Raw genomic sequence first — 23999 nt, forward strand, 5'->3', positions numbered from 1 at the left:
TCACGAATGTCCCGTTCCCGGCGTCGGCTCCCCGGCGGTCCCTTCGCGTTCGGCGAGCTTTCGCTCCAGCTCTCCGATGCGCCGCTCCAGATCGGCAACCTGCTTTCCGGAAGGTACATGAAGCTCTGTCAAAATCCGCTGGACTTGCTCCCTCAGAAAATCTTTGAACTGGGACTTCTCCTCCTCGCCGCGTTCGACCAGCCGTTCGATCAGGTCCTTGGATTCCGTGGGCGCCAGTTCGCCGCGCTTCACCAACTCTTCGACCGTTTTTTCGATTTTTTCCTTGCTGACGATGGTCAGGCCCCATCCGAGCGAGATGGCTTTTTTCAACAGATCACTCATCATATTCCCTCCCATGGTTCATTTTCCCTTATTATACCCTGAAATCGCCTTACGTATTTAAAAGACCTTTATTCTGACGCCGCCAAAAAATCCGTTTCCTTCCGAAACTTAGCCGGGAAGATGGGCCGCCCAACGGGCCGCCTGCAGGATGAGCTTGCGGATTTGCGGGTGCTGGAACGTCGGCTCATGATGGCCCGGCATGAAATAAACGACTCTGCCAAGGCCGTATTCATGGGTCCAGGCAGCCGGGTACCAATCTTCCCCAAGCTTGTATTCAAGCAGCACCTCTTTTTCCGTCAGCGGATCGAACTGGATTTGGTAAGGCTCCTCCTCGAGTTCGAACGGTTCGACGCCTTCCGTCACGGGATGTTCCCCGCTCACGCGGAAGGAGATCGGCTGAATCGGCGGATGCCCGTCAAAACGGCCGCCCATCAGCTGAGCCAGCTCATAACGGCGGTTCCCCAGCGATAGGCCGTTATGCAGCACCAGCAAACCTCCCCCCTGGCTGACATAAGAAAGAAGACCCGACGTTTGCTGCTTTGAAACCTGATCGTCCCACAGGTCGAAATAGCAGATGCACAGGTCAAACGGCTTCAGATGCTCGAGAAGCAGCAAATTTTTGTTTTCGCTGCATTGGACCGAAATGACCTCGTTCAGTATGTAGCTGATCTGCGCGTCCACGCCCTGCAGCGGATGGAATTTCGGATGGGTATAGTCGCCGAGCAAAATGCTTTTTTTATTGTACAAAGCTGTTCCTCCTTCGGTAAAACGCATTCTTGGCTATTCTTATATTGTCATATTCCACAATTTTGAATGCATGAATCACGTGCGGGCGGATCGACGCCCTTTCGCAGGGAACCTAATTAAAAAGGGATGCCGCTTTCGTCCGCATCCCTCTATGGCTTTCATGCCTGAACCAATACACCGAATATGATTTTTACGCATCCTGCGTCTGAAAATAACGCGCAAGCTCGACAAGCATGCTGCCCATCCGCTCGTCCCCGGACGGATACACGACCCGCGCGATGCCTTCCTCCCGCAGCGCCTGCGCCGTCAGCTTGCCGACGGCCGCGGCGACGACGGGCCCTTCGAAGGCGGCTATCAGCGCCTCAAGTTTGCCCTGGCGCCTAGCGTATTCCGCCAAATTGCGGATTTGCGGGGCGCTCGTGAAGGCGGCGGCGTCGACCGCGCCGGTCAAAATGTCCCCGAGCAGCCGCTCCAGCTGCTCCGGCTCAGGCGGGGTATGCCGATAAGGCAGTACCTTCCGGACCTTCGCGCCCTGCTCCGCGAGCCACGCTTCCAGCTTCGGCGCCGGATCGCCGTGAAGCTGCAGCACGACCTCCGCGTCCCGAAGCGGATATTCGGCAAGCCCGCGGATGAGGCCCGACGTGCTGCCGTCATCGTCGCGGACGAGAGCTTCGAGCCCTCTTTTGCGCAGGGCGTTTACGGTTTTGTACCCTCTCGCGGCCAGCGACGATCGCCGCAGCGCATCGAGAAAATCCTCTTCCGCGCCCATCTCGGCCGAAACGGCGAACAACGCATCCAGCCCCATGCCGGTCGTCAGGATCGTCCAGTCCGGAGGAGACCCGATCCAATCCGCCAGGTCGCCCCGCACCTTTTCGTCATCCAGAAACACCGTGCCTTGGGCAGGCCGAACGAGGGCCGCACCGCCCATTTTTCCAACGATTTTGACCATGTCCTCCGCTTTGCGCGGACCCGTTAAGGCAATTGTTTTACCAGCCAATCGGTTTCCCATTGACGTATTCTCCTCTCCCGGAAGCGAATCTGTTTTGAACAGTATACTTGACGGGAAGAACGAGGGAAAGGAGTTTTCCGAGTTTTATGGCTTTCGGCCGCACACGTCGTAATACGGTCCTACATCGGCGCGCCCGCCCTCTTGGACAAGCGGTGCTTGAGCCGCTGGTTGTACAAATACCGAACGACAAAATAGGAGGCGACTCCGAGGACAAGCCCGAAGACGGACATGCCGATCAATACGTGCAGGCCTCCCTGCAGCAGATGCTTGAAGATCGTAAAATCCCCTTGCAGCAAATTGCGCCAGGCATGCTCCTGCATGGGCACGTCGATCATTTTTTTCGGAAACAGCCATTCCCCGATTTTTTTGGCAAAAGGAAGCAATACGATAGGCAGGAAGGTCAGCTTGCCGATGACGTTGCCGATAATGGCGGCGGGGAGCGATCCTCCGGCAAGTCTGACGGTGGGATAAAAAATAAGATACACGAGCGATCCGGTCGAAATGACGATCATTTCGAGCCCGAACCCGATCGCGAATCCGAGCGAAACCTTCCTGGCTCCGCCCGGGGAACGGAACAGCTTGATCATATTGAAGCGCAGCTTCCGCGAAAATTTATGGAACAGGTTGTATTTCTTTTGTTTTTTTATCATGCGATCACCCTTCATAACCCGTGGCGGCGTCAAGCCGCATGGAGAGCCGTACCGTCATGGCCTGCCCTTATGCCCATTGTATCATTTCCGGGCCCCTTTTTCTAACGATACGTCGCCGCCGTGTTCCCTTCTCTTCACGTTTTTTGCAGGATGGTGAACGAGAAAAATCAGGATCGGCAGGACAAGGATGAAGAAAAGGGCAATCAGCGTCCATACCTCGTTGAAGTTAAACAGCTCGATCGAGTTGGAATAAAACCAAAAGGCGCAGCTGTAGGCAAGCAGGCCGATCGGCGCCGCCATCATTTTTCCCGATACCGGCGGAATGACGAGTTTCAGGCCGTAGCAAATGATATACAAGCTGATGGCCAGGTTCAGCAGCATCCCCGGGTACCACAACGCCACCACGATCAGGTCGAAACGGTCCAGAAAGTCTGTAATACGCAGCTGCCGAACCAGTTCGTACGTGGGGTACATCATTCGCTCGGTAATCTCCACCCCAAGCAAAAGAATGTCCATGATCACCGCGGCAGCCAACATCCCGACGACGAGCAGCGTGGCATAGAAACCGTACTTGAATCTGAAATCCTTGCCGGAAAAAATGAACGGAAGAATCAGCATCTGCCCGATGTACGCGACGGATATCCAGCTCCCCTCGGTCACTCTCCCCCAATCGACATGCAGCAGGGGCCGCATCAGCCCAAAGTTGAAGTCCCGCAAGGCGATGACCGGCATCAAGGCGAACACGATAATGATGATCGGGCCGTATAGCTCCGTGATCCCCAGGACCGTCCTGGCTCCGCCCCGGGCAATGTAAATAACGGTCGCGGTAACGCAGAGCGCCGTAATGAGGAGCGGAGTAATCGGCAGGAGCACGACGTTCGTAAAATCCGAAACGATCCGGATGTCCCGTACGAGAATCATAAAGAAAAACAGCATGTACAGCACCACCAGCACCCGGCCGAGTGCCGGGAACCGGCTGATGAGCGACTCGAACAGATTTTGGCCGGGAAACCGCAGGGAGCTGCGGGTCAGCATATACAACAGCACCAGAATTAGGGCGCCGGATACCAGAAAACTGATAAAAGCATGCTGGTGGGCCCTGGAAACCAACTGGTTCGGCACGTTCAGCGCCGTTGTATTAATCACGTAGATCATGCCGAGCAGCACGATTTGGCGGGCGGTGATTTTTTGCACGTCAAACGTTCCTCCTTCACCTGACTTAATGTCCGGGGTTTTTCGCAAATCCCGATCCTAAAAAGGCACTAGCGGGCCAAGCCATTTCTGCAACCATACGGAAGCATACACGACGCGGCTGATCTGCAGCGTATAAGCGAAAATGCCCATCCCCGCCAGCAGGAAAATATAGGTGAACCAGCGGTTGATTTTGGGAAGATCGCGAATCACCTTGAAGTCCGTAATCAAAATGATCGCGGAGGCAATCACGTAAATAATCAGAATTTTAATCATGTTTCAGTTTTACGTCCTTTCTGCCGAACGGTTTGTTTACCGCCCCGATGTTTTCGATATGCAGATTGGTGTTGACCACGACCTTGACGTTCGGGTAAAGCTCATCCCAGCGGTCCTTAAAGCGGTCCCAGGCTTTCGGATTTTTTTGGTGTATCGTCCGGCCGAATCCGAGGATATCGGTATGGTACTGGTCTTGAAGTTTATGAAGCCCGGTCTTGATCTGGGCGATGATCACCTTGCTTGCCTCCTGCTCCAGCCGGTTCATATGTTTTTCATCGCCTAGAATGTAGTTGGAGTTGTTCTCGATGACCCCTCCCTTGGCCAAAATGTCTATGTGCATCGTAATGTTGTCGCCGTGGATTACGGGTCTTAACGTCACCAGGTTTTCGATGAACGTGATCGTGATGTATCCTTTCCCGCTGGGGCTCGGCACCGCCACGTCCGATGTCGTAGACTGATTCATGGCCAAATTGATCATTTTTATTTCCGGTCCCTTCATGACCCCTACGAGACGGTCATCTTTGAACAGGGCGAGACCGGTAATTTGAATGTTCTTTTTTTCGTTCTGGTCCCCGATATTATCGGGAACGGCCTGCTGCAGCGAAATGTAAGGCAAAACTACGTCAACGCCGGTTGTCAGCAGATCGTTGGCGAGGACTTTAAGCGTGACTGGCGTTTTCGTGAATTCATTCATCAACTCGCGGATCATTTCGCTCGGGAACTGTTCCATCGGCGCGGCCGCGTCCATGATTTTATAGGCGGGCCCTTCCGTGATCGCGACCAGGGACGAAAGCCGGTTTTGCGGAATGCGCGCGAATAGGTCGAGCATTTCGCTGATGCCCCCTCTGGCGAATTCCTCTCCGACCAGCAGCGTTCTGCGGTGGGCGAAAGAGAGTCTCCGCGAGTTACCCGCTTGGATTTCCAGGTTGGAGTTGCGGAGCGTGATTCCCTTCTTCGATTCCAGATAGTACTTTTTGTTCCCGGCCGTTCCGCCTCCGCCGCCTTCGCTCCCGCTCCCGCCCAAACTGCCGGGAAGCGCGATTTGCAGCGTGCTCCGGACCTGATCGCCTTCTTTGTCCACGCAGGAGCCGATCACGAACGCAACGTCGTTAATCTCGGTGCGGTCCCAGCAGCCGGTAAGAGCGACGGACACGCTCAGCAGCAGCCCTGCGGCACGTATTTTTTTCATCCAACATCACCATACCTTGTCGGAAACGGGGTTGCCGTTGATATCCGGCTTTTCCCGCTCCGAATTTTTCTTCGACAGCCAGGACGGCCGCGTACGCATTTTCCACCATGGGACGCGAACGAAAATATCTTTGTGGTCCTGCCCATGGAACGGGCTGACGCCCGACATGTACGGAACGCCAAGCGAAGACAACTGCGTCACGTGAACGAGAATCCAGGTAATGCCGAGGATAATGCCGAAAAGCCCCAGCACGCCTGCCAGCAGCATCAGCGGAAAACGCAGCAGGCGAATCGTGATCGCCAGATTGAAATGGGGGATCGTAAAGGACGCAATCCCCGTCATCGAGACGATGATAACCATCGGCGCCGAAACGATCCCTGCCTGGACGGCCGCCTGCCCGATGACCAGCGCACCGAGGATGCTGACCGCCTGGCCGACCGTCTTCGGCAATCGAATCCCGGCTTCGCGCAGCGCTTCAAAGGATATTTCCATCATTAACGCTTCGACCAGCGCCGGAAAAGGAATGGCCTCCCGCGCCGCGGCGATGCTCAGGACAAGCGTCGTCGGCAGCATGTCCTGATGGAACGTCGTGACCGCAATGTAGAGGGATGGCAGAAACAATGCGATAAACAGAAAGATATACCGGATCCACCGGATGAAATTCGTGATGAAAAAACGTTCGTAATAATCCTCGTTCGCCTGCATCAACTGGAAAAACGTCACGGGCGCGATCAGCACGAGCGGCGTCCCGTCCACGAAAATGGCGCACCGGCCTTCAAGCAGCTGCGCCGCGACGCTGTCCGGCCGCTCCGTATAGAGCATTTGCGGAAACGGCGAATACGGGTGGTCCTCGATCATTTCTTCGATGTAGCCCGATTCGAGCACCCCGTCGATTTTAATGTCCTTGAGCCTGTTTTTGACGTCGTTCACCATCTTTGGATCCGCAAGGCCTTCGATATAAGAAACGACGATGTCCGTCTTGGTATCCGTCCCCAGCACCATGCGGTACATCTTGAGATTCGGCGTCTTCACCTTGAACCGGACGAGCGCCGTATTGATGCGGATCATTTCGGTAAATCCTTCGCGCGGGCCCCGGATGACCGATTCCGTCTCCGGCTCTTGGACCGGGCGCCGGATGCCGCCCTTGATGTTGAACAGATGCGCTTCGCTCAGGCCGTCCACGAACACCGCCACGCTGGAATTGAGGATGCCCTCCACCGCGTCGATCCATTTCGTGGCGCTCATCACCTGCGGCAGGGAAACGCGGGTATTTTCCAGCGGTTCCAGATCGGCAGCTTTGATCTGCTCCGGAGGATGTTCATTTTTCATCCGCATGTACGCTTCGACGATCGGCTCAAGTATATGCCCTTCAAGCTCCAGCGAGAGCACGATGCCCTCCACGTAAGCAATGAATGCATTGATGCCCGGAGCGATTTCGATGGAGCGGAATACCATATCCGAGCAGTCTCTAAAAATCGTTTTTAAGGTCTGGATGTTCTGATCGAGGCTTTTCTGGATCTCCAGCTTCTCCCAAGGGGGAGAGGGGAGCCCGAGCGGAGTGCCGGAGGCAAGCCCTTGAGCGCTGCTTCCGGGGTTCTTTCCGCGTTTACTCATGTTCTAACCCCCTCGTATGCCGGCTATAATATGGACGTATGAGCCATAGGTTGTGCCAAAATTGGATAAATTATGTGTTGCCGGCGCCGGCACCCCAAAAAAATGAACATGCCCGCAAAAGCAGACCTCGACCGCTCGGCCGGTTGAGTTGCTTTGCGGGAAAGTCGAAGGATATCATTCGGTCAAATGCGCGAAAAAAAAGCCGTGCCTGTCATGGGCACGACCTTTTCCCTGCCGGGAGACCTTTATTCGATTTTAAATTTGGCCACCAAATGCTGCAGCTTCTCGGCCAGGCTGCTCAAATGCTCGGCGGAAGAAGCGATTTCTTCGATGGACGCAAGCTGTTCCTGGGCGGAAGCCGATACCGACTGCGTATTATCGGCCGCCACCTCCGACAGGCTCCGGATATGGCGGATCGCCTCCACGGCGCTTTCACCGTTCCGCGCAAGCTCTCTCGAAGCTTCCGCCGCGGAGTGGATGCCTTCCGCCGCGCCTTGAACCGCTTTGAGGATCCGGGTGAACGATCTGCCCGTAATGTCTGCGGCTTCCATGCCTTCGGCCACCCGGCCCTTGGCATCTCCCATCGCCGCAAGCACCCGCTGCATTTCCGAACGCATGCCCGCCACCAATTCTTCGATGCGCTTCGCCGAATGGCCGGACTGTTCCGCCAGCTTGCGGACCTCGACGGCCACGACCGCAAAGCCTTTCCCGTGCTCACCTGCACGCGCCGCCTCGATGGAGGCGTTCAGCGCAAGCAAATTGGTCTGCTTGGCGATTTCCGCCATGAGCGTGACGATTTCCCCGATTCGGCCGGTACGTTCGCTCATATGCATGACGACTTCGTCCAGCTCGTGAACGGTGGCATGGATTTCGCCCATTTTGCCCGTGACGTCTTCGACCGCGGCGTTGCCTTCCTCGGCCGACCGTGTGGTCCGCTCCATTTTGGACGAGGCATCATCCATGTGGGTGCGGATTCGCTCCGACTGCGTGGACATGATGTCCATGCTGCCCATGCTTAGCTCCACGCTGCGAAGCTGCTGTTCGCTTCCCGCGGCTACTTCCTGTATCGCTTCCGTCACGGTTTCGATCGCTTGGGTCGTCTGGTCGGCGCTCGTCGACAATCCTTTGGCGGACAGGCTTACCTGTCCGGTAATTTCCTGGACGTTGACGATCATGCTCCGAAGGTTGTCCACCATCGCTTGGAAATGCCGGCTGAGGTGGCCGATCTCGTCCCTGCTGGAGGTATCGATCCGTGCCGTCAGATCCCCTTGGCTGATCCGCTCCGTCGCCTGCGTCAGCTTGCTGATCGGACGGATGATCGACCGGACGTTCAAGAAGATGATCGCCAGCGCCGCCAAGATGGACGCCGTCATCACGATGATCACCGAATTGCGGATTCCGTGCGCGGACGCTTCAATGTCGGCCTCGAACATCGATCCGGCCACCTTCCACCCGGTCAGCCTGTTCGTCGTAAAAGCGAGGCGGCGTTCCTCATTTTCAAAGGTATATGAGAAGTTGCCCTCAGACTTGCCGTAAAGCGGTTTGAGAAATTCGCCCTCCGCCTTTTTGCCGGTATATTTCGGATGGACGACGTAGTTTTGGTCCTGGTCGGTAATGAATATGTATCCTTTGTTGCCAAGCTTCATATTGGTGAGCGTCCGGATATTGTCGAGATTCAGCTCGATCGAGAGAACGCCTTTCCCGGACGGAGCCGCCTGCGAGATCGACACGGCCATCTTTCCGTTGGCTGCCTGGAATACCGGCGATACGACCGGCTTGTCCCCTTGCTTTAAAGACTGGATATACCAGTTCTGCTTCGTGACGTCATATTGCTGCGGCAGAGGATCTTCGGAAGCGCGGACGAAATAACCGCCCTCGATGCCCAGAACGACGTCCTTCACGTCGGAATGCATATCCATGTATTCACGCAGCTGCAGCTTCAGTTCCCCTCCCTTTCCGAGCGGATCGCCGATGGCCCGTTCCAAATGGGGCTGCTTCAGCAGATATTCGATATCGTTCATTTTCGCCTGGATGTTCTGGGAGATGATATTGTCGGCCGATTTCGTGCTTTCGAGCGCGCTGTTCATCAATTCCTTCGCATTTGCGTTTTTGGCGGATTGGTAGGATAGAATGCCGATCATGAAGCTGGGGACGAGCAAAACGATAAGATACGTCATGAATAGCTTTCTCTTAATGGAAATTGAAAATCGTTTCACAATGGCATTTTCCTTTCTGCATCATTAGGACTTAAGGCATGTAAACAACGACATACCAAGGACATAGTTATTTGGGCACTTCTTCATAATATATCGGAAAAGCACACAAATTTTTTTCAACTATTATCCAGTTCATTGAGAATATTCTATCACCTTCCGCTTCATAGGCAAAGAGGCCCAGTTTCAAAATGTGAAGCCAAAAAAAATTTCGCAAAATAACATGACCTGTGCCCCCCTTGGCTTTCCCTAAACGTAAAAAAGGACAACCCTCGTCGTTGGGCTGTCCTTTTTTCAGCTGCGCTTCGCCTTCGTGATCCGTCCGCTGAGATCCGCAAGCTCCTGCCTGACCTTGGTCATCTCCGCGATTTTGTAATCGACAAGTTCGAGCTGCTTGCTTACCGCCTGGGACATCTGCTCCAGCTCGGCTTGCCGCTGCGCCTCGTCCAGGGACGAGGAGGCGTTGCTCCGGTGCTTCATCACCTGGTCGTGGATCTGCAGAAACTCTTGGATTTCCTGAAGCGAGAAACCGAGAACTTTTTTGGCAAGAACGATATTTTTAAGCTGCTGGACATCTTCTTCCGTATATAATCGGATTCCTCCATCCGACCGCTCCGGCGATTTGATGAGGCCGATTTCCTCGTAATAGCGGATGGACCGTTTGGTTAATCCCGTTTCCTTGGCGACATCGTCGATTTTAAGCCATTCCAAGCCGTTCTCCCCCTAGGTAAAGGTATACTTCAAGTATATCGTTCCGTGGAGGCGAAAGCCAATTTTTCAACTGCTCAACGGTACGAAAAACAAAAAAAGAATGGCCGCCGCAGGCCATCCTTTTCGCTGCATCCACGTTTACGGCCGAGCCGCGTGAAGCCGTCTATATAATGGATTTATTTGGAAAGTATTTGCTCGATTCGCTCCAGCGCTTCGGCGGGGATTTCCACACCCGATGCCTTCACGTTTTCGGCGACCTGTTCCGGACGGCTCGCGCCGATCAGCGCGCTGGCCACGTTCGGCTGGCGCAGCACCCAGGCGAGCGCAAGCTGGCTCATCTTGAGGCCAAGCTCGTCCGCTATGGCGCCGAGTTCCTGCACCTTCGCGATTTTCGCTTCGCTGATCTGCTCTTCCTTCCAGTTGAGCTTGGCGGCGCGGCTGCCTTCCGGCGCTTGTCCCGCCGTTTTGTATTTTCCCGTCAGCAGGCCCTGCGCAAGCGGCGAATACACGACTTGGCCGATCCCTTTGGCTTCGCCGAGCGGAATGACTTCCTTTTCGATGTCCCGGTTGAACATATTGTACACCGGCTGGTTCACGACGATCCGGTCCAGCAGGTAACGATCGGCCGTGCCGAGCGCCGCTTCCATTTGAGCCGCCGTCCACATGCTGACGCCGATATACAGCACCTTGCCTTGGCGCACCAGGTCGTCCATGGCCCGCAGCGTTTCTTCGATCGGCGTTTCCTCATGATAACGGTGGCAGTAATACAGGTCGACGTAATCATGGCCGAGGCGCTTCAGGCTCGCATGGCATTGCTCCATGATATGTTTTCTGGACAGCCCCATGTCGTTCGGGCCATCGCCCATTTTGCCGAATACCTTCGTCGCAAGGACATAGGATTCGCGCGGATACGCTTTCAACGTGTTGCCGAGCAGCTCCTCGGCCGCGCCGCGTTCGTATACGTTGGCCGTGTCAAAAAAATTGATGCCCAGATCGTAAGCCGTCTGAATCGCCTTGACCGCGTTCTCCTGCTCCACGTATCCCCCGTACGTCAGCCAGCTGCCCAAGCTGATTTCGCTTACCTTAAGCCCGCTTTTCCCCAGTCTCCGATACTTCATCGTCACAAGCAAAACCTCCCCGTCGGATTATTCTTCCTCCCATATTGTAAACAACCGCGGTTTCGATGGAAAGCACGCCGGTTTCATTTCTGAAAAATATGGAAATAAATATGGTGTTGAATATGATGAGGAGGATACGCCATGCGTCAATCAGATTCCTTTTCCCGGCATTTGCCGCAGTTCCCTGAATCCCTGTGGAGAGCAACGACCGAATTGCCTTCCTTCCCGCGTTTGGACGAGGATATCGAGGTCGATGTCGCGATCGTCGGCGCGGGGATCGTCGGCATAACGACCGCCTACCTGCTGTCGAAGCAGGGGGTGAAGGTGGCCGTGCTGGAGGCAGGCGTCATTTTAAACGGCACGACCGGACATACCACGGCCAAAATTTCCGCCCAGCACGGAAAAATTTATGACGAACTGCTGAACCATTTCGGCAAAGAAAATGCGCAAATGTATTACAAAGCCAATATGGATGCCAAAGCGTTTATCCTGAACACGGCGAACGAGCTCGGCATCGAATGCGATCTCAGGCCGGAAAGCGCCTATATCTACGTCGAAAAAACCGATGACCTCCAAGGGTTGCAAAAAGAGTTCGACGCCTACATCAAACTCGGCATTCCCGGACAATGGAGGGACGAGCTCCCGATTCCGCTGAAGGTCAAAGGCGCGATCGAAATGCCTGACCAGGGCCAATTCCATCCGCTGCATTACTTAAAGCCGCTGGTCGAGGAAAGCGTGAAAAACGGCGCGAAGATTTATGAGCATACGACGATTACCCGGCTTGAAGACGACGGGCCTCCGTATACGCTCAGCGCTTATCACGGCAAAGCCAAGGTGCGCTGCCGCCGGATCGTGTCGGCTTCCCATTTCCCGTTTCTGGACAAAAAAGGGCTCTATTTCGCCCGGCTGCATGCCGTCCGTTCGTATGCCGTGGCATTCAGGCCGGAACGGCCGTTTCCCGGCGGCACGTACCTGAGCGTAGGAAACGCGACGCCCAAACGCTCTTTGCGTACCGCAAGCTATAACGGCGAGGATCTGGTCATTGCCGGCGGGGAAAACCATAAGACGGGTCAAAGCATTCGCACGTATGAGCGCTATGAGCAGCTCGAAAAGTTCGGCTCGGAGCTGTTCGGCATCAAGGAAATTCCGTTCCGCTGGTCGGCGCAGGATTTGGAGACGCTCGACAAAGTGCCGTACATCGGGCAGCTGACCGAAGGCGACGACGGGATTTATGTCGCAACGGGCTTCTATAAATGGGGCATGACCCAAGGCACGCTGTCGGGCATGATTCTTTCCGATCTCATTGTAGGAAAGCCCAATCCTTATGCGCTGCTCTATAACCCTTCGCGCTTCAAAGCCGATCCGTCGGTCAAAAACATGGTCGTGCAAAACGCGGACGTGGCCAAACATTTCATCGCGGGCAAGGTCGGCCTGATTCAGCGGAAAGCGGACGATCTCCAACCCGGCGAAGGCGGCGTCATTTCCTATGACGGCCGGCGGGCCGGCGGCTACCGGGACGACGAAGGCAATCTGTATATCGTGGACACGACATGCTCCCATATGGGCTGCGAAGTGGAGTGGAACGATGGCGAGCGCAGCTGGGACTGCCCGTGCCACGGCTCGCGGTATACGTATGAGGGCGAAGTCATTGAAGGGCCGGCAACGAAACCTTTGGACAAGCTGGAAAAACGAATATAAGCGGCCATTTCGGTCAATGTAAAGAAAAAGCGTTCTCCCTTGCCAAACGCGGCGGTCGGGAACGCTTTTTTATATTGGACGGGCTGTCTGCGGGCATGCGTTAATTTCCACAGGCAACCTTTTTAGGGAAAATTCGTTTATGATTAGGAGAAGAAAAAGCAGCGTTTCCTTCCATGCTGCCAAAAAGGAGAAATAGGATGAAAAGCACCCCATTCATGTTGCGGACGGCATTCGGCATCATTGCAACCGCAGCCGCGCTGTCTTTAACCGCCTGCTCCGGTCAAGGCGCAAGCGAACCGCCCGCCGCCAAATCTTCGGAACGGCCCGTCGCCGTGCAAAACAGCCATACCGAGGCCGGCACCGCTGCCAAAAAGCAGGAAACGCCGGAAGAAGCCTTCTACGCCGCGTATAAGGAAAGCTCGTCCGATCGGGACAAAATCGAAAACATGATGAGCCGCATCACCGGTTTGGATTGGAAAACGTATCGGGAGCTCCGGAAAGACGTTCCCCTTATGGACGAAACGCTGGGCTATCTATATAGAAACCGCAGCATGATCAAGCCGGAACATTACAAGGCGGTGTTCTCGGCCACCCGCAATCTGGACGGCGCAGGGAGCGAAAGTTACGCCGCCCTTGCGAGCGAACTGTTTTGGACGGACAAAAAAGCCGCGATCCAAGCTTTGTCCGGCATGGACGATCCGAATCGGCGGCAATCGGTCATCGGCTTGATCGCCTATGGCTTAAGTTATAAGGATGCCACACAGGTTCAAAAAGAAATCGAGGCATGGCAAGCCGGCGCCGAACTGACTTCGGCCGAACAGCAAATCGTTCATAGCTTGCTCGAGGCCGTCAAAGATCCCTATTAAAGAGATTCCCGGCCCATACATCTGCCCCGGTTTCATCCCCGTGTCGATCTAGTACGGCCGCTCCTGATAAAAGAAATTGGGATATACGATCGTATTGTCGTAAGATTGGTGAAAAATATGGGTCGTCGCCGGGGACACCGGCGGGATGAGCCAATTCCAGTACCCCGTCAGCTTCCGGCCGCATTGGGCCTCCCGCTGCTCGAACAATTGGAACTGGGCCGCCGCGGTATGGTGATCCACCATGCTGACGCCTGCCCGTTTGTACGAATGCAGCACGGCCACATTCATTTCGACCAGCGCGCGGTCGCGCCAAAGCGAGGTTTCGCTTGCGGTTTTTAACCCCATCACCTCTGCCACCTGCGGCAAAACGTCGTAGCGGTTCGTATCCGCAAAATTGCGGGCCCCGATCTCCGTCGCCATATACCAGCCGTTAAAAGGCGCCGCCGTATAATGAATGCCGCCGATGACCAGCTCCATATCGGAGATGAGCGGCACGGCATACCAGCGCAGTCCCAACTCCCCGAAGGCGGGGTAATCCGGATGCGTCAGCGGAACCTCCAGCACCAGCTCATCCGGGATCGAATACAGTGCCGGCTTCCGGCCCTCCGCCTGGATAACGAGAGGAAGGACGTCAAACCGCGTGCCTTTGCCCTGCCATCCCATCTTCAGGCATACGTCCGTAAACGGCACCGAAGCGGGGTCGCCGACGATCCCGCCTTCCGTCCGGTACCCCGCATACCGGATCAGCTGGTGATTCCAGATGCGCACGCCGCTCCCGGTCGGCCCCGCAGGTTTGAACACCGATATCGTCGGCACGATTTTGCCGCCGTTGGTCGCGGTCTCGATATGCTCCAGCAGCGCCGAATGGATGTCGTCCGCATGGGCCAAATGCCGCCGGTCCCGGACCACCATCGAATCCCAGAACAGTCGGCCGATGCAGCGGTTGCTGTTGCGCCAAGCCATTTTGGCCCCATGCTCCAGTTCCTCGAACGTATGCCCGTAGGTACCGGTCAAACCGATTTCCTTTTTGATTTCCTCCAGCCTGCCGTCCGCTTCCTGCTCCGTTTTTCCAAGTTCGGCATAACAAACCCGTATAAAATCCTCCGCTTCCTGCAGCAGAACGTTACGATCCGTCATTTTCCATCATCCTTATGCTCCGTCTACTATGTGTTCGTACCTATTATAGCCTTGAAGAAGGCTGCAGGACCGCGGCAAACTTGATATCTTCGTGAACTTGCATCCCCGTTTTAAGATTCCGTGCGCACGGAACGCTCCTTCGCTGCGGCCGGTCTGGACGGCCAAAACGCAAATCGTCCCAGCAGGGCCGTAATCGCCGGCACCAGGAACGGACGGACGATAAACGTATCCAGCAGCACGCCCACCGCCGTAATGATGCCGAATTGGACGAGAACCTGGATCGGCAGCGACGCCAGCACCGCAAACGTTCCCGCCAAAATGAGCCCGGCGGAGGTGATGACCGAACCGGTCTCCCCGACCCCTTCCTTGATCGCCTGCTTGAAAGGCATCTCCTTTCGCTTTTTCCAAATGCTCGAAATCATAAAGATGTTATAGTCTTCGCCGAGCGCCACCAGGAACACGAACGAATAAAGCGGAATGGCGCTTTGGATGGCATCGGCTCCAAGGCCGTAATGGATAATGATCCAGCCGAGGCCCAGCGCCGAAAAATAAGACAAAATGACCGTCAGCACAAGGTAAACGGTAGCCGTCACCGAACGCAAATAGACCAGCAGAAGCAGCGTGATCATGCCGATCACCACCGGAATGATGACCATCGTATCCCGGTCTCCCGTCTCCCTCGTGTCGTATTGGGTCGCCGTTTGGCCGCTGATCCACACGCGGTCCGCCGGCGAGGCGATTCCCGCTTCCTGCAGCGCTTGCTCCGCAATGCCGCGAAGCTCGGGGATGAGTTCGATCGCCTCCGGCGAATACGGATTCATGTTCAATTCGATATCGTAGGCGAGTATATCGGCGTTTCTTTCTCCTTGTTGCGGCTTGGACACGCTGCTGACAAAGGGCAGGCCTTTCAGTTTTTCGCCCAGCACATCCCCTTGGCCGCCGGTGTTCGCCATCAGCTTAACGGGAGCAAGCGTACCCGGGGAGAATTGTTTGCCGATCAGGTCGTATCCTTCCCGCGAAGCCATGTTTTTCGGGAAAGAAGACATGATGTCGTTGGTGAACTTCACTTGGCTTGAAAAGACGGCGAGCCCTCCGAGGACGACCAGCGTGACGACGACGATCAGCCACGGTTTCGTGACGACCCAGCGTCCGGCAAAGCTCTCCTTTTTCGGCTTCGGAGCAGGAATAGCTTTGCCCTTCCGCCGGGCACGTGCTTCCTCCATCTCCGGCGTCCGCGGAACGAACGGATAAAACGAAGCGCGGCCAAAGACCGCCAGCAGCGCGGGAACCAGCGTCAAACTTGCGATGACCATCACCAGGATGGATACGCTGAACGGCACGGCAAAGCGGTGATAGGCGCCGTATTTGGCCAGCAATAGCGCAAACAGCGACAGCACCACGGTAAACCCGCTCATGGCGATGGCCCCGGAGGTTTCGGTAATGGCCCGGACCAGCGCCTTGCCTTTGCTTGCCTCCTCCTTCAGCAGATGGCGGAAATGAGAGATCAGGAACAGGCAGTAATCCGTCCCGGCGCCGAACAGGAGCACCGTCATGATCGACACCGCCTGCGAATCGACGGTAATCCAGCCTTTGGCCGCCATCAGGCCCAGCAGCGGACTGATCGCTCCGTATGCAAAACCTACCGCCACGATCGGGATCAATGCCAAAATCGGAGAACGGTAAATCAGCAGCAAAATGACCAGGACCAACAGAACGGTCGCCATCATCAGCTTAAAGTCGGCGTTTTTGAACAGCCCGGACGCATCGATGGAAATGCCGACCGGACCCGTCACGCGGGCGCTGAGCTCGGTGCCGGAGTCCACCCCCGCCGCAAAGGGATCGGTTCCGAACGTTTTGGCCGCCTGCTCCTTCAGCAGCTCGGCCCCTTCCTTCAGCTGGTCGCTGCTCGCGGTGCTGCTGAAAAGAACGGGCGTCACCAGCGTGCTTCCATCTTTGGAGAGCTGCGCCGTCAGAGCCTGTGCAGGGACCTGATCCAGCGGCGGGACAAACTCTTGATAAGGGACAGGCGAAGCCCCGAGCCCGGCGTACAGCTGCTGGATCAGCTCGAGATCCTCGTTTTTGATGCCGCCTTCCCGATGCCAAACGATCAGGGCCGGAACGCTTGAGCTGCCGAATTGCTCCGCGGCGATCTTTTCCGCCTGAACGGACGGGGTGTCCTCCCGCAAATTGGCGGCGTTGTTTTTCACCTCTTTGTTGACCATCGGCCATAAGGAACTAAGCACGCCCACGACGATCATCCAAACCGCCAGCGTAACCCATTTGCTCCGTTTTCCGGCAACGAACCGCCCAAATCCCGATTTTTGTTCCATAATCTCCTCCTCACCCTGGTCCGGGCGTACATGGTATAGTGTGTGTATGTATGACCTTGAAGTGTTATGATTCATAGAGCATTCCCTTAAACCATACGCTCCTACAATAATTAAATATACCGGAAGGTTAATTATTGAACAAGCATTTTCAACGGAGGTAACCATGAACCATTCCGAGCAGCCAACCAAAACGAAACGTCCTCCCGGCCGTCCGAAACGGCAGGAACATGAAGAGGCGACCAGCGAGTTTATTTTGAAGACCGCTTCCGACCTGTTTATGGAATACGGTTATGAACCGATATCGCTGAAGCAAATTGCCGAAGCATGCGGGATCACCAAGGCAGCCATCTACTACCATTACGAAAATAAAGCGCAGCTCTTCACCGCGGCCGTCACGGCCATGATGGAGAGAGCGCGGAAGACGTCGGAGGAAATCATGCAGCAGCGGGACCTGCCGTTATACGACCGGCTTGTCATGTTGGCGGAACGCAAGCTTCGCTTCCCGCACGGCGATTTCGAGACCATCCTGCGCAAAGCGTCGGATGCACTGACCAAAGAGCAGCTGGAACGCATCCGCCGGAGCGAGGAAAGCATTCATCACGTTCTGACGGTCAGCTTCACCGAAGCGATCCGGAAAGAAGAGGTCCGACCGCTGCATCCGCTGCTGATGGCCCATACGCTGGCCTCGATGCTGATGCTCGGCAACCGCGAGGTGGCCAATGACATTCAACCGTCGCCCCAGGAGCTTGCCCGCGACATCATCGAAATGTTCTGGAACGGCGTCGGCATGGAGCCCAAACCCCGCTCCGGCGACCCTAAATAAAAGGCATCCGCACAACCGAACCTCTTCCTCTTCGCTTGCATAAGGTATATTAGCCCATCAAGTTGGAGAGGAGACCAGTCCCTTGAATCTATACGGAGCCTACTACCGGCCCTCAACGAGTCCCGACGCCGCGCTGGCCGGAGATCTGATCAAAGCCATCAATGGCGAATTTAGCTCGGTAACCTGTTACGAGCAATTGGCGAAACTCGCCCCATCCGAGAATGCCAGAAAACGCATTTTGGAAATTCGCGACGACGAAGTGAGGCATCTGCGATTTTTCCAACAAGCATACCGGCACCTGACCGGTCAAACCCATACCCCCGTTCAAACGGAGAACTGCCCGAGGGAGTACAGGGAAGGTTTGATATCTTCGTTTCTCGATGAGCAGGAAACCGTCGACTTCTATTTGAAAATGTCCGACCGGGCACAGGATCCTGCCCTGAAGGACACCCTTCGACGTATCGCCATGGATGAACAAAATCACGCCGTCTGGTTCCTGTACCTGATGAATCAGGGTTAGGACGGAACCGAAAAAGAGGCTTTCCTCCGGGAAAGCCTCTTTCATTCAACATTCACTAGGCGATGTCGGCCTCCATCTCGGCCTGCTGAACCCGGCTGCGGTAAGCTTCGAGGGATTCGTCGATGATGCTGCTAACCATGACCCTATCCGCCTCGGGAATCAGGGTCAGCGCGTAATTCCACGCATTCTCTTCAATTTGGAGAGCCGCCCGCATTCGCGTTCCTTCGCTGAGGCGCATATCCTCCGTTAGTTCGCTCAACGAGGACAGATCCGGATCTGCCGCATGTCCAAGCTCATGGGCCAGCACAATCGCAAAATATTCCTCCACCCGTTCAAGGGAGCCGAACATCTGCATGCACTGCTCCTCAATCACCCCGGTATACATCGTAACGCTTCTGGAATGCATGCCGAACTTCCCGCCGACCAGACGCCCGCCATCAAAACGGGATTCAAGCCGAACGGCAACATCAACCTTCGACCGCTCCAGCAGCCGCCTAGCGATCTGATTTAAGCGTAAGATCTCCAATTCCCTATCTTTGTCCCCTTTTTCATCGAAATACACAATAGCCATTATAAGAGGAATCGGCAAGAATGCAACAAGTTAGCAAGCACTTTATGCCCCGGTTTGCAATTCCTCGGCTTCCTTAGGTTTGGAGGACAAGACCTCTTTCTTCAAAAACCAGCACAATATGAACACGATGATCATCGCGGCAAAGGAGTACATGTAGATATACTGGAACGACTCTACGAACATCGTTTTTACCGTCGTGACCAGATTTGACGGAAGATCTTTAGGGATCCCGCCTGCAGCCAAATCGTGCATATGTCCTTTGACGCTCTCAGGCAGCTGCGAGCCTAAGCTTCCTATTTTCGAAATGAGCGTCGACGATAAAAGATTGCCGAACAAACTTACCCCGATGGTGGCGCCAATCGTTTGAAATAAGGGAACGGTTGCCAAGGCAACCCCTGTGTGCTCCTTTTCAACAGACTCCTGTACAATTAAGTTATCGCTGCCGAACAGGACGCCCATGCCAAGGCCCGAGATCACGAAGAACATGATAATCTGCATGATGGTCGTATCCATATTGATATGCGAAAAGAAATAGAAGCCGATAACCGGCAGGATAAATCCGATGCCGAAAATTTCGCGGTAGCGAACCTTCGTCAACAAAAATCCGCAAACCATGGACGAAGCGACGGCGCCAACCATCATGGGCAGCTGCAAATAGCCGGATTCCGTCGGCGTGAGCCCTAACACATTTTGCCCGAAATACGGAAACGACGAGAAGGCACCCATGAGCCCAAGACCCACGATAAATACGATCATGGATAAAACCACTATATTGCGGTTCTTGAATAGATGCAGCGGAACGATCGGTTCCTTTACCTTGGACTCAACCCATACAAAGATTCCAAACAACGCAGCTCCTACGACGAGTATGCTTACAATAAGCGGTGAGTCCCAAGCATATCCGTTATTTTGAACGAGCACCGGCGTGATTAACAGCGATACGATCGAAGCGACCAATAGAATGGCCCCGCCCCAGTCGATAGCCACTTTCTTCGCCTGCTTCGACTCGCGAAGTCCGCTTGCCAAAAAGATCGCCGCAATCACTCCGACCGGGATGTTCACGAAAAAGATCCAATGCCAGCTCACTTGGTCGACGAAAAATCCGCCCATCAATGGTCCGAGCAGCATGGGAATAAACATGACCGGCCCCATCAAACCTTGCACTTTAGCACGCTGCTCCACCGGAAAGAGATCGCTTGATATCGTCATCGCTAGCGGCATCAAACCGCCGGCGCCGATCCCCTGTATGCCGCGCCCAACCAATAATAAGGTCATCGAATGCGATAAACCGCACACGATGGAGCCTCCGATAAATAAGGCCATGCATATTAAATAAACCTTTTTTCGGCCATACAGGTCCGCCAATTTCCCTAGAATCGGCATGAACGCCGACATCGCCAGCATGTAAATCCCGGCTACCCATCCATAGAGGGACAGTCCGCCGAGCTCGCGGATGATCGTCGGCATCGCGGTACTGACGACCGTTTCGTCTAATTCTGAAAATATAATTCCTATGAGTAGGCCGATCATGACAAGGACTTTGTGATTTTTCTTCTCCAGGGTCCCCTGACCGCCCTTTAACACATTTTCCATTTTGTATAGCTCCTTTCCTTTGGTACCACGATTATAAAAGAGCTATATGAACTGAATATGAACTGAAAATATTTCAGAAAAAAAAGAGGGCTCCCGGCTGCCCATAGACTGGACGCTTTGAAAAAAGGTGTCTGGGCTATGGGTACTTAATACAAGCGACCTTTCAGAAACTGCTCAAGAAGTACAAGCTTGATCAGTCGATGTCCAGACGAGGTAACTGTCGGGATAACGCCCCTCAGGAATCCTTCTTCGGTCATCTTAAAGACCATGTTGACCACCAAAGCTGTACAACCTTAGAGAGCCTCAAACAGAAAGTATACCGATACATACGGTACTACAATAACCACAAATATCAGTGGGGACGTAAAAAAGATGACCCCTGTACAGTACAGGAATCATCTTTTATCCGCGGCTTAAAACCACAAGCCTTTTTTATAAGTGTCCTTGACAAAGGGGACCGTTCAGGTCTTCCCCCGTCTTTTTCACATCCAATTTTTCTGACTAGTCCCGATGGCCCAAGCCTTCACAATATTCTAACGGACCTTACAACCGCTAAGTGGCTAAGAAAAGCCGGTTTAAAATTCTAACGGTTATCTCTGCGCTTAATTCCTTCGAAACACTTCTAAAAAGAAGCTTTTTCAAGAAATAGCCGCACCTGCAACCGTTAAAAAACAAATTTATCGGCTTTGCCCTCAATAACGGCGACTGCAACCGTTAGAGTCGCGGGTGCGTATGATTGTTGCTGTTCCTTGACACAAGGTACAGTTCAGCGGGGAGTGCCCTCTCTTCTTTTTGGCGATGAAATTTCACATGATGCTTGGAATGCCGCTTTAAAGAAGCGTGACGTATTTTCCGTAAACAAAGGCCGTTTTTCCTTGGTAAACGACTTTCACCCAGCCGTACGGCGCCGTTCCCGTCACTTCAAGCACGGTTCCTTTCGGAGCCGCACCCAAAATTTTCGCTTTGGCGGAAGCCCCCGCCCGAATGTTCAGATATTCGGCCGTAATTTTCGCCTGCTTGCCGGAGGATGGCTTCGCAGCAGGCTTTGCCGGTTTTACAGGTTTAACAGGTTTAGCAGGCACCGGTTTCTCCGCCGGTTTGGTCGATGGCTTTTCCGCCTCCGGTTTGGCCGGCTTGCCCGGTTTTTCGGCAGGTTGCTCCGGCTTCGCAGCCGCTTTGCGCGCCTCGTTCAGCTTATGGTACAGCTCGCCGGTCGTTTTGACGCCGGCCAGCAGCGCCGGATCGACGCCCGCTTTTGCAGCCAATGAGGCTGCGTCTTCCGCCTTGACCGGATCAAGGATATTGATGGAAGCGATGTTGGTATATTTGCCGTCCGGCGTGGTCGGCACGCTCAAAATGCCTGCGTTCATCAGCTCCACCACATCCGCGCGTTCCTTTGCGGTCGTGTCGACGCCGATGATGTTCCAGTTGTTTTGCAATTTTGCTTCATATTTGCCGTTCGCGACCTCTTTCAGATAGCGGATGGAAAGGTTGCGGATCGTACCGCCGGTTTCCCCGTAGGCGCTTTCCGCTTTTGACGTCCACAGCTTTTCGAACTTGCGCCCTTCCAGCGCTCCGCCTTTGGCCACCAAGGCGTCCATGCGGTAAGCGTTCATGCCGAGCGTGAGCGTTTCATCCATATGGATCGGCGTGCCGTCCAGATGTCTCAGGTTGGTGATCCGGCTGCCGTAAGGTTTGGACAAATCGATGACGTATTTGACGCCCCCGAAGAAATCGTTGGTGCTGTATTTGGAGGATCGGCGTTTTTCATCGAAGCTGACCGTCACGTCGCCCGGACGAGTGCTGTTGAAATAGCCTGCGGCCCATTCCATGTAGTCTTTTAAGTCCTTGCCGGTGACTTTATAGTTGGTGACCTCGCCGAGCGCGAACTGATAGTTGTAGGCGATGTCCTTTTTGCGGATCGGACCGACGTCCAGCCTTGCTTTATCATTGTCGATCTGGTGCGCGACGACGTCCGCTTTGCTGTAATGCAGCATGACTTCGCTGAAAAAGTCGGACAGCGGCGTCTCCTGGACCTGTACGGCCGGAATGCCCTTGATCTCGTTTTCAGGGACCATATTGTGCTTTCCGACCAGTTCGCCGACCACGATATTGGCGTCCTTGCGGGCGAATTCATGGTAAGGCAGCAGCTCTTTTTCCAGATCCGGGTCGGAAACCGCCGGGGTGCCGTCTTCACCTTTGACCGGAATGGCCGTGGCCGTTTTGTCTTTCAGCACCATTTTGCCGCCTTGATTGACGAAGGTGAGATCGATTCGGGACACATGCGTTCCGTATTTGTCGGGTTCGCCGATCAAGACGCCGTTGACCGTCGCGCTTTTCACCAGCTTGTGCATATGGCCCGCAAAAATGGCGGTCAGCTCCGGCACTTCATTGGCGATATCGGTGACGCCCGTTCCCGGAAGTGCATTTTCGTTTTCCAATCCCATGTGCATCAAGCCGATCATGACGTCGACTTTGCCTTCCAGCTCTTGGACGGCTTTTTTCGTTTCGTCGATCGGATTTTTGACGACCAGCCCGTTCAGGTGATCGGTGTCTTTCTCGAAGTCGGTGATGAGCGGCGTCGTCATCCCGATGATGCCGACCTTGATGCCGCCTCTTTCGACGATCGTCGTGGCCGGAAGGAACCGCTCCCCGTTTTCTTTGTATACGTTCCCTGCCAGCTTCGCCGCTTTGAATTGCCCCGCGACTTTGTCGAAGGTATCGAGGCCGAAATTGAATTCATGATTGCCCATGGCCCAGGCATCGTATCCCATCTCGTTCATCGCGACCATCATCGGCGATTTCGGCTGGTCATTGAACAGCTCCGCGGAGTTGTCCTGAATGACGTCGCCCGCATCGAGCAGGATCGTGTTCGGGTTTTCGGCGCGAACCTTTTTGATCAGGGTGTACAGCTGGGTAAAGCTGCCGTTCGTGTTGGCCGTGTCCATCGCGTAGTCCCATGGCATAAACCGTCCATGGACGTCGGAGGTCGCCAGCAGCGTGATGTGCGTCTCCTGGTCTTCGGCGGCCTTCGCTTTTGCCGGCTGGAAACCCGCTGCGCCGGACAACGTGAGCGTGGCGGCGAGGGCCAGCCCCGTCAGCCTTTTGAAGCGGCTTTTCATGTTAAGCATGTTGGAGTCCCCTTTTCTCTTTATTCTTTTTTCGGAAAATGGTAGCGCTATCAAAAAGTTTTCCAAAGGCTCATTTTAATCTAAAAAAAACCATCCGTAAACCTTTATGCGCAAAATAACTCCCTCCCGCATGCCTTGGATTCTGCGGCGGTGACTCCGTTATTTTACAGGGTTCCCAAAATGGGAATCCCTTGTAATTCGCCAAAAAAGAACGCCCCGTATATTCGGAGCGTTCATATTTATAGATTATGCGTAAATCTGGAAATCTCT

General features: G+C 54.6%; 20 protein-coding genes and 1 pseudogene. 5 read left to right on the forward strand and 16 right to left on the reverse strand.

The window, feature by feature from the left end; genetic code table 11:
* The 11 genes from NYE48_RS26090 to NYE48_RS26140 all read right to left on the reverse strand — a co-directional run bounded on the left by NYE48_RS26090 (nt 1) and on the right by NYE48_RS26140 (nt 11060).
* Nucleotides 1–342, reverse strand: a complete 342-nt coding sequence (locus NYE48_RS26090; RefSeq protein WP_341000399.1) for a phasin family protein — start codon at nt 340–342, stop codon at nt 1–3.
* Between the two features lie 108 nt (nt 343–450).
* Nucleotides 451–1089 (reverse strand): ThuA domain-containing protein, encoded by a 639-nt coding sequence (locus tag NYE48_RS26095; protein WP_036706297.1) that lies wholly within the window; start codon nt 1087–1089, stop codon nt 451–453.
* Nucleotides 1090–1279: 190 nt separating this feature from the next.
* Complete coding sequence (locus tag NYE48_RS26100; protein WP_341000400.1) at nt 1280–2098, reverse strand: uroporphyrinogen-III synthase; 819 nt, start codon at nt 2096–2098, stop codon at nt 1280–1282.
* A gap of 119 nt (nt 2099–2217) precedes the next feature.
* The gene (locus NYE48_RS26105; protein WP_036706290.1) at nt 2218–2748 is read right to left on the reverse strand and encodes a DUF2062 domain-containing protein; all 531 of its coding nucleotides are present in this window, start codon (nt 2746–2748) and stop codon (nt 2218–2220) included.
* An 81-nt stretch (nt 2749–2829) separates the two neighbouring features.
* On the reverse strand, nt 2830–3942 hold the full coding sequence (locus tag NYE48_RS26110) for a GerAB/ArcD/ProY family transporter (RefSeq protein WP_212951096.1): 1113 nt from the start codon (nt 3940–3942) through the stop codon (nt 2830–2832).
* Between the two features lie 57 nt (nt 3943–3999).
* Nucleotides 4000–4215, reverse strand: coding sequence for a hypothetical protein (locus tag NYE48_RS26115; RefSeq protein WP_036706286.1), 216 nt, complete (start codon nt 4213–4215; stop codon nt 4000–4002).
* Nucleotides 4208–5404: a Ger(x)C family spore germination protein gene (locus NYE48_RS26120; RefSeq protein WP_341000401.1), complete on the reverse strand. Its 1197-nt coding sequence runs from the start codon at nt 5402–5404 to the stop codon at nt 4208–4210. Before NYE48_RS26120 ends, NYE48_RS26115 begins: the two co-directional genes overlap by 8 nt.
* Nucleotides 5405–5410: 6 nt before the next feature.
* Nucleotides 5411–7018 (reverse strand): spore germination protein, encoded by a 1608-nt coding sequence (locus tag NYE48_RS26125; RefSeq protein ID WP_212951100.1) that lies wholly within the window; start codon nt 7016–7018, stop codon nt 5411–5413.
* A gap of 245 nt (nt 7019–7263) precedes the next feature.
* Nucleotides 7264–9195 carry a methyl-accepting chemotaxis protein gene (locus NYE48_RS26130; RefSeq protein WP_341000402.1) on the reverse strand — a complete coding sequence of 644 codons (1932 nt, stop codon included), beginning with the start codon at nt 9193–9195 and terminating at the stop codon, nt 7264–7266.
* Nucleotides 9196–9525: 330 nt separating this feature from the next.
* Entirely contained in the window at nt 9526–9942 is a 417-nt protein-coding gene (locus NYE48_RS26135; RefSeq protein ID WP_036706279.1) for a MerR family transcriptional regulator, read from the reverse strand.
* 176 nt (nt 9943–10118) lie between these two features.
* A complete protein-coding gene (locus NYE48_RS26140) occupies nt 10119–11060 on the reverse strand; it encodes an aldo/keto reductase family protein (protein ID WP_036706450.1) in 942 nt (313 codons plus the stop codon).
* Between the two features lie 141 nt (nt 11061–11201).
* Here NYE48_RS26140 and NYE48_RS26145 point away from each other — a divergent pair, with 141 nt between their 5' ends.
* Nucleotides 11202–12758: an FAD-dependent oxidoreductase gene (locus NYE48_RS26145; protein ID WP_341000403.1), complete on the forward strand. Its 1557-nt coding sequence runs from the start codon at nt 11202–11204 to the stop codon at nt 12756–12758.
* A gap of 197 nt (nt 12759–12955) precedes the next feature.
* Nucleotides 12956–13624 carry a hypothetical protein gene (locus NYE48_RS26150; protein WP_341000404.1) on the forward strand — a complete coding sequence of 223 codons (669 nt, stop codon included), beginning with the start codon at nt 12956–12958 and terminating at the stop codon, nt 13622–13624.
* 48 nt (nt 13625–13672) lie between these two features.
* Here the strand turns inward: NYE48_RS26150 and NYE48_RS26155 are convergent, their stop codons facing one another.
* Together NYE48_RS26155 and NYE48_RS26160 are read right to left on the reverse strand one after the other, a co-directional pair.
* Nucleotides 13673–14761, reverse strand: a complete 1089-nt coding sequence (locus tag NYE48_RS26155; protein ID WP_341000405.1) for a nitric oxide synthase oxygenase — start codon at nt 14759–14761, stop codon at nt 13673–13675.
* A gap of 110 nt (nt 14762–14871) precedes the next feature.
* The gene (locus tag NYE48_RS26160) at nt 14872–17091 is read right to left on the reverse strand and encodes an MMPL family transporter (RefSeq protein ID WP_341000406.1); all 2220 of its coding nucleotides are present in this window, start codon (nt 17089–17091) and stop codon (nt 14872–14874) included.
* Nucleotides 17092–17254: 163 nt separating this feature from the next.
* Between NYE48_RS26160 and NYE48_RS26165 the strand changes: the two genes are divergently transcribed.
* Together NYE48_RS26165 and NYE48_RS26170 are read left to right on the forward strand one after the other, a co-directional pair.
* Nucleotides 17255–17914: a TetR/AcrR family transcriptional regulator gene (locus NYE48_RS26165; protein ID WP_341000408.1), complete on the forward strand. Its 660-nt coding sequence runs from the start codon at nt 17255–17257 to the stop codon at nt 17912–17914.
* An 82-nt stretch (nt 17915–17996) separates the two neighbouring features.
* Nucleotides 17997–18434, forward strand: a complete 438-nt coding sequence (locus tag NYE48_RS26170) for a ferritin-like domain-containing protein (protein WP_341000409.1) — start codon at nt 17997–17999, stop codon at nt 18432–18434.
* Nucleotides 18435–18489: 55 nt separating this feature from the next.
* On the opposite strand, the gene NYE48_RS26175 is transcribed toward NYE48_RS26170, so the two are convergent.
* The gene (locus tag NYE48_RS26175; RefSeq protein WP_341000410.1) at nt 18490–18960 is read right to left on the reverse strand and encodes a hypothetical protein; all 471 of its coding nucleotides are present in this window, start codon (nt 18958–18960) and stop codon (nt 18490–18492) included.
* A gap of 87 nt (nt 18961–19047) precedes the next feature.
* Nucleotides 19048–20598, reverse strand: coding sequence for an MDR family MFS transporter (locus NYE48_RS26180; protein WP_341000411.1), 1551 nt, complete (start codon nt 20596–20598; stop codon nt 19048–19050).
* 161 nt (nt 20599–20759) lie between these two features.
* On the opposite strand from NYE48_RS26180, the pseudogene NYE48_RS26185 reads away from it, so the two are divergent.
* Nucleotides 20760–21015, forward strand: a pseudogene (locus NYE48_RS26185) (IS3 family transposase); the annotation flags it as partial.
* A gap of 413 nt (nt 21016–21428) precedes the next feature.
* Here NYE48_RS26185 and NYE48_RS26190 read toward each other — a convergent pair.
* Nucleotides 21429–23720, reverse strand: coding sequence for a 5'-nucleotidase C-terminal domain-containing protein (locus tag NYE48_RS26190; RefSeq protein WP_445324084.1), 2292 nt, complete (start codon nt 23718–23720; stop codon nt 21429–21431).
* Nucleotides 23721–23999: the final 279 nt, after the last annotated feature.

Source organism: Paenibacillus sp. FSL M7-1455 (assembly GCF_038004655.1).
Classification (GTDB): Bacteria; Bacillota; Bacilli; order Paenibacillales; family Paenibacillaceae; genus Paenibacillus_AQ; species Paenibacillus_AQ cookii.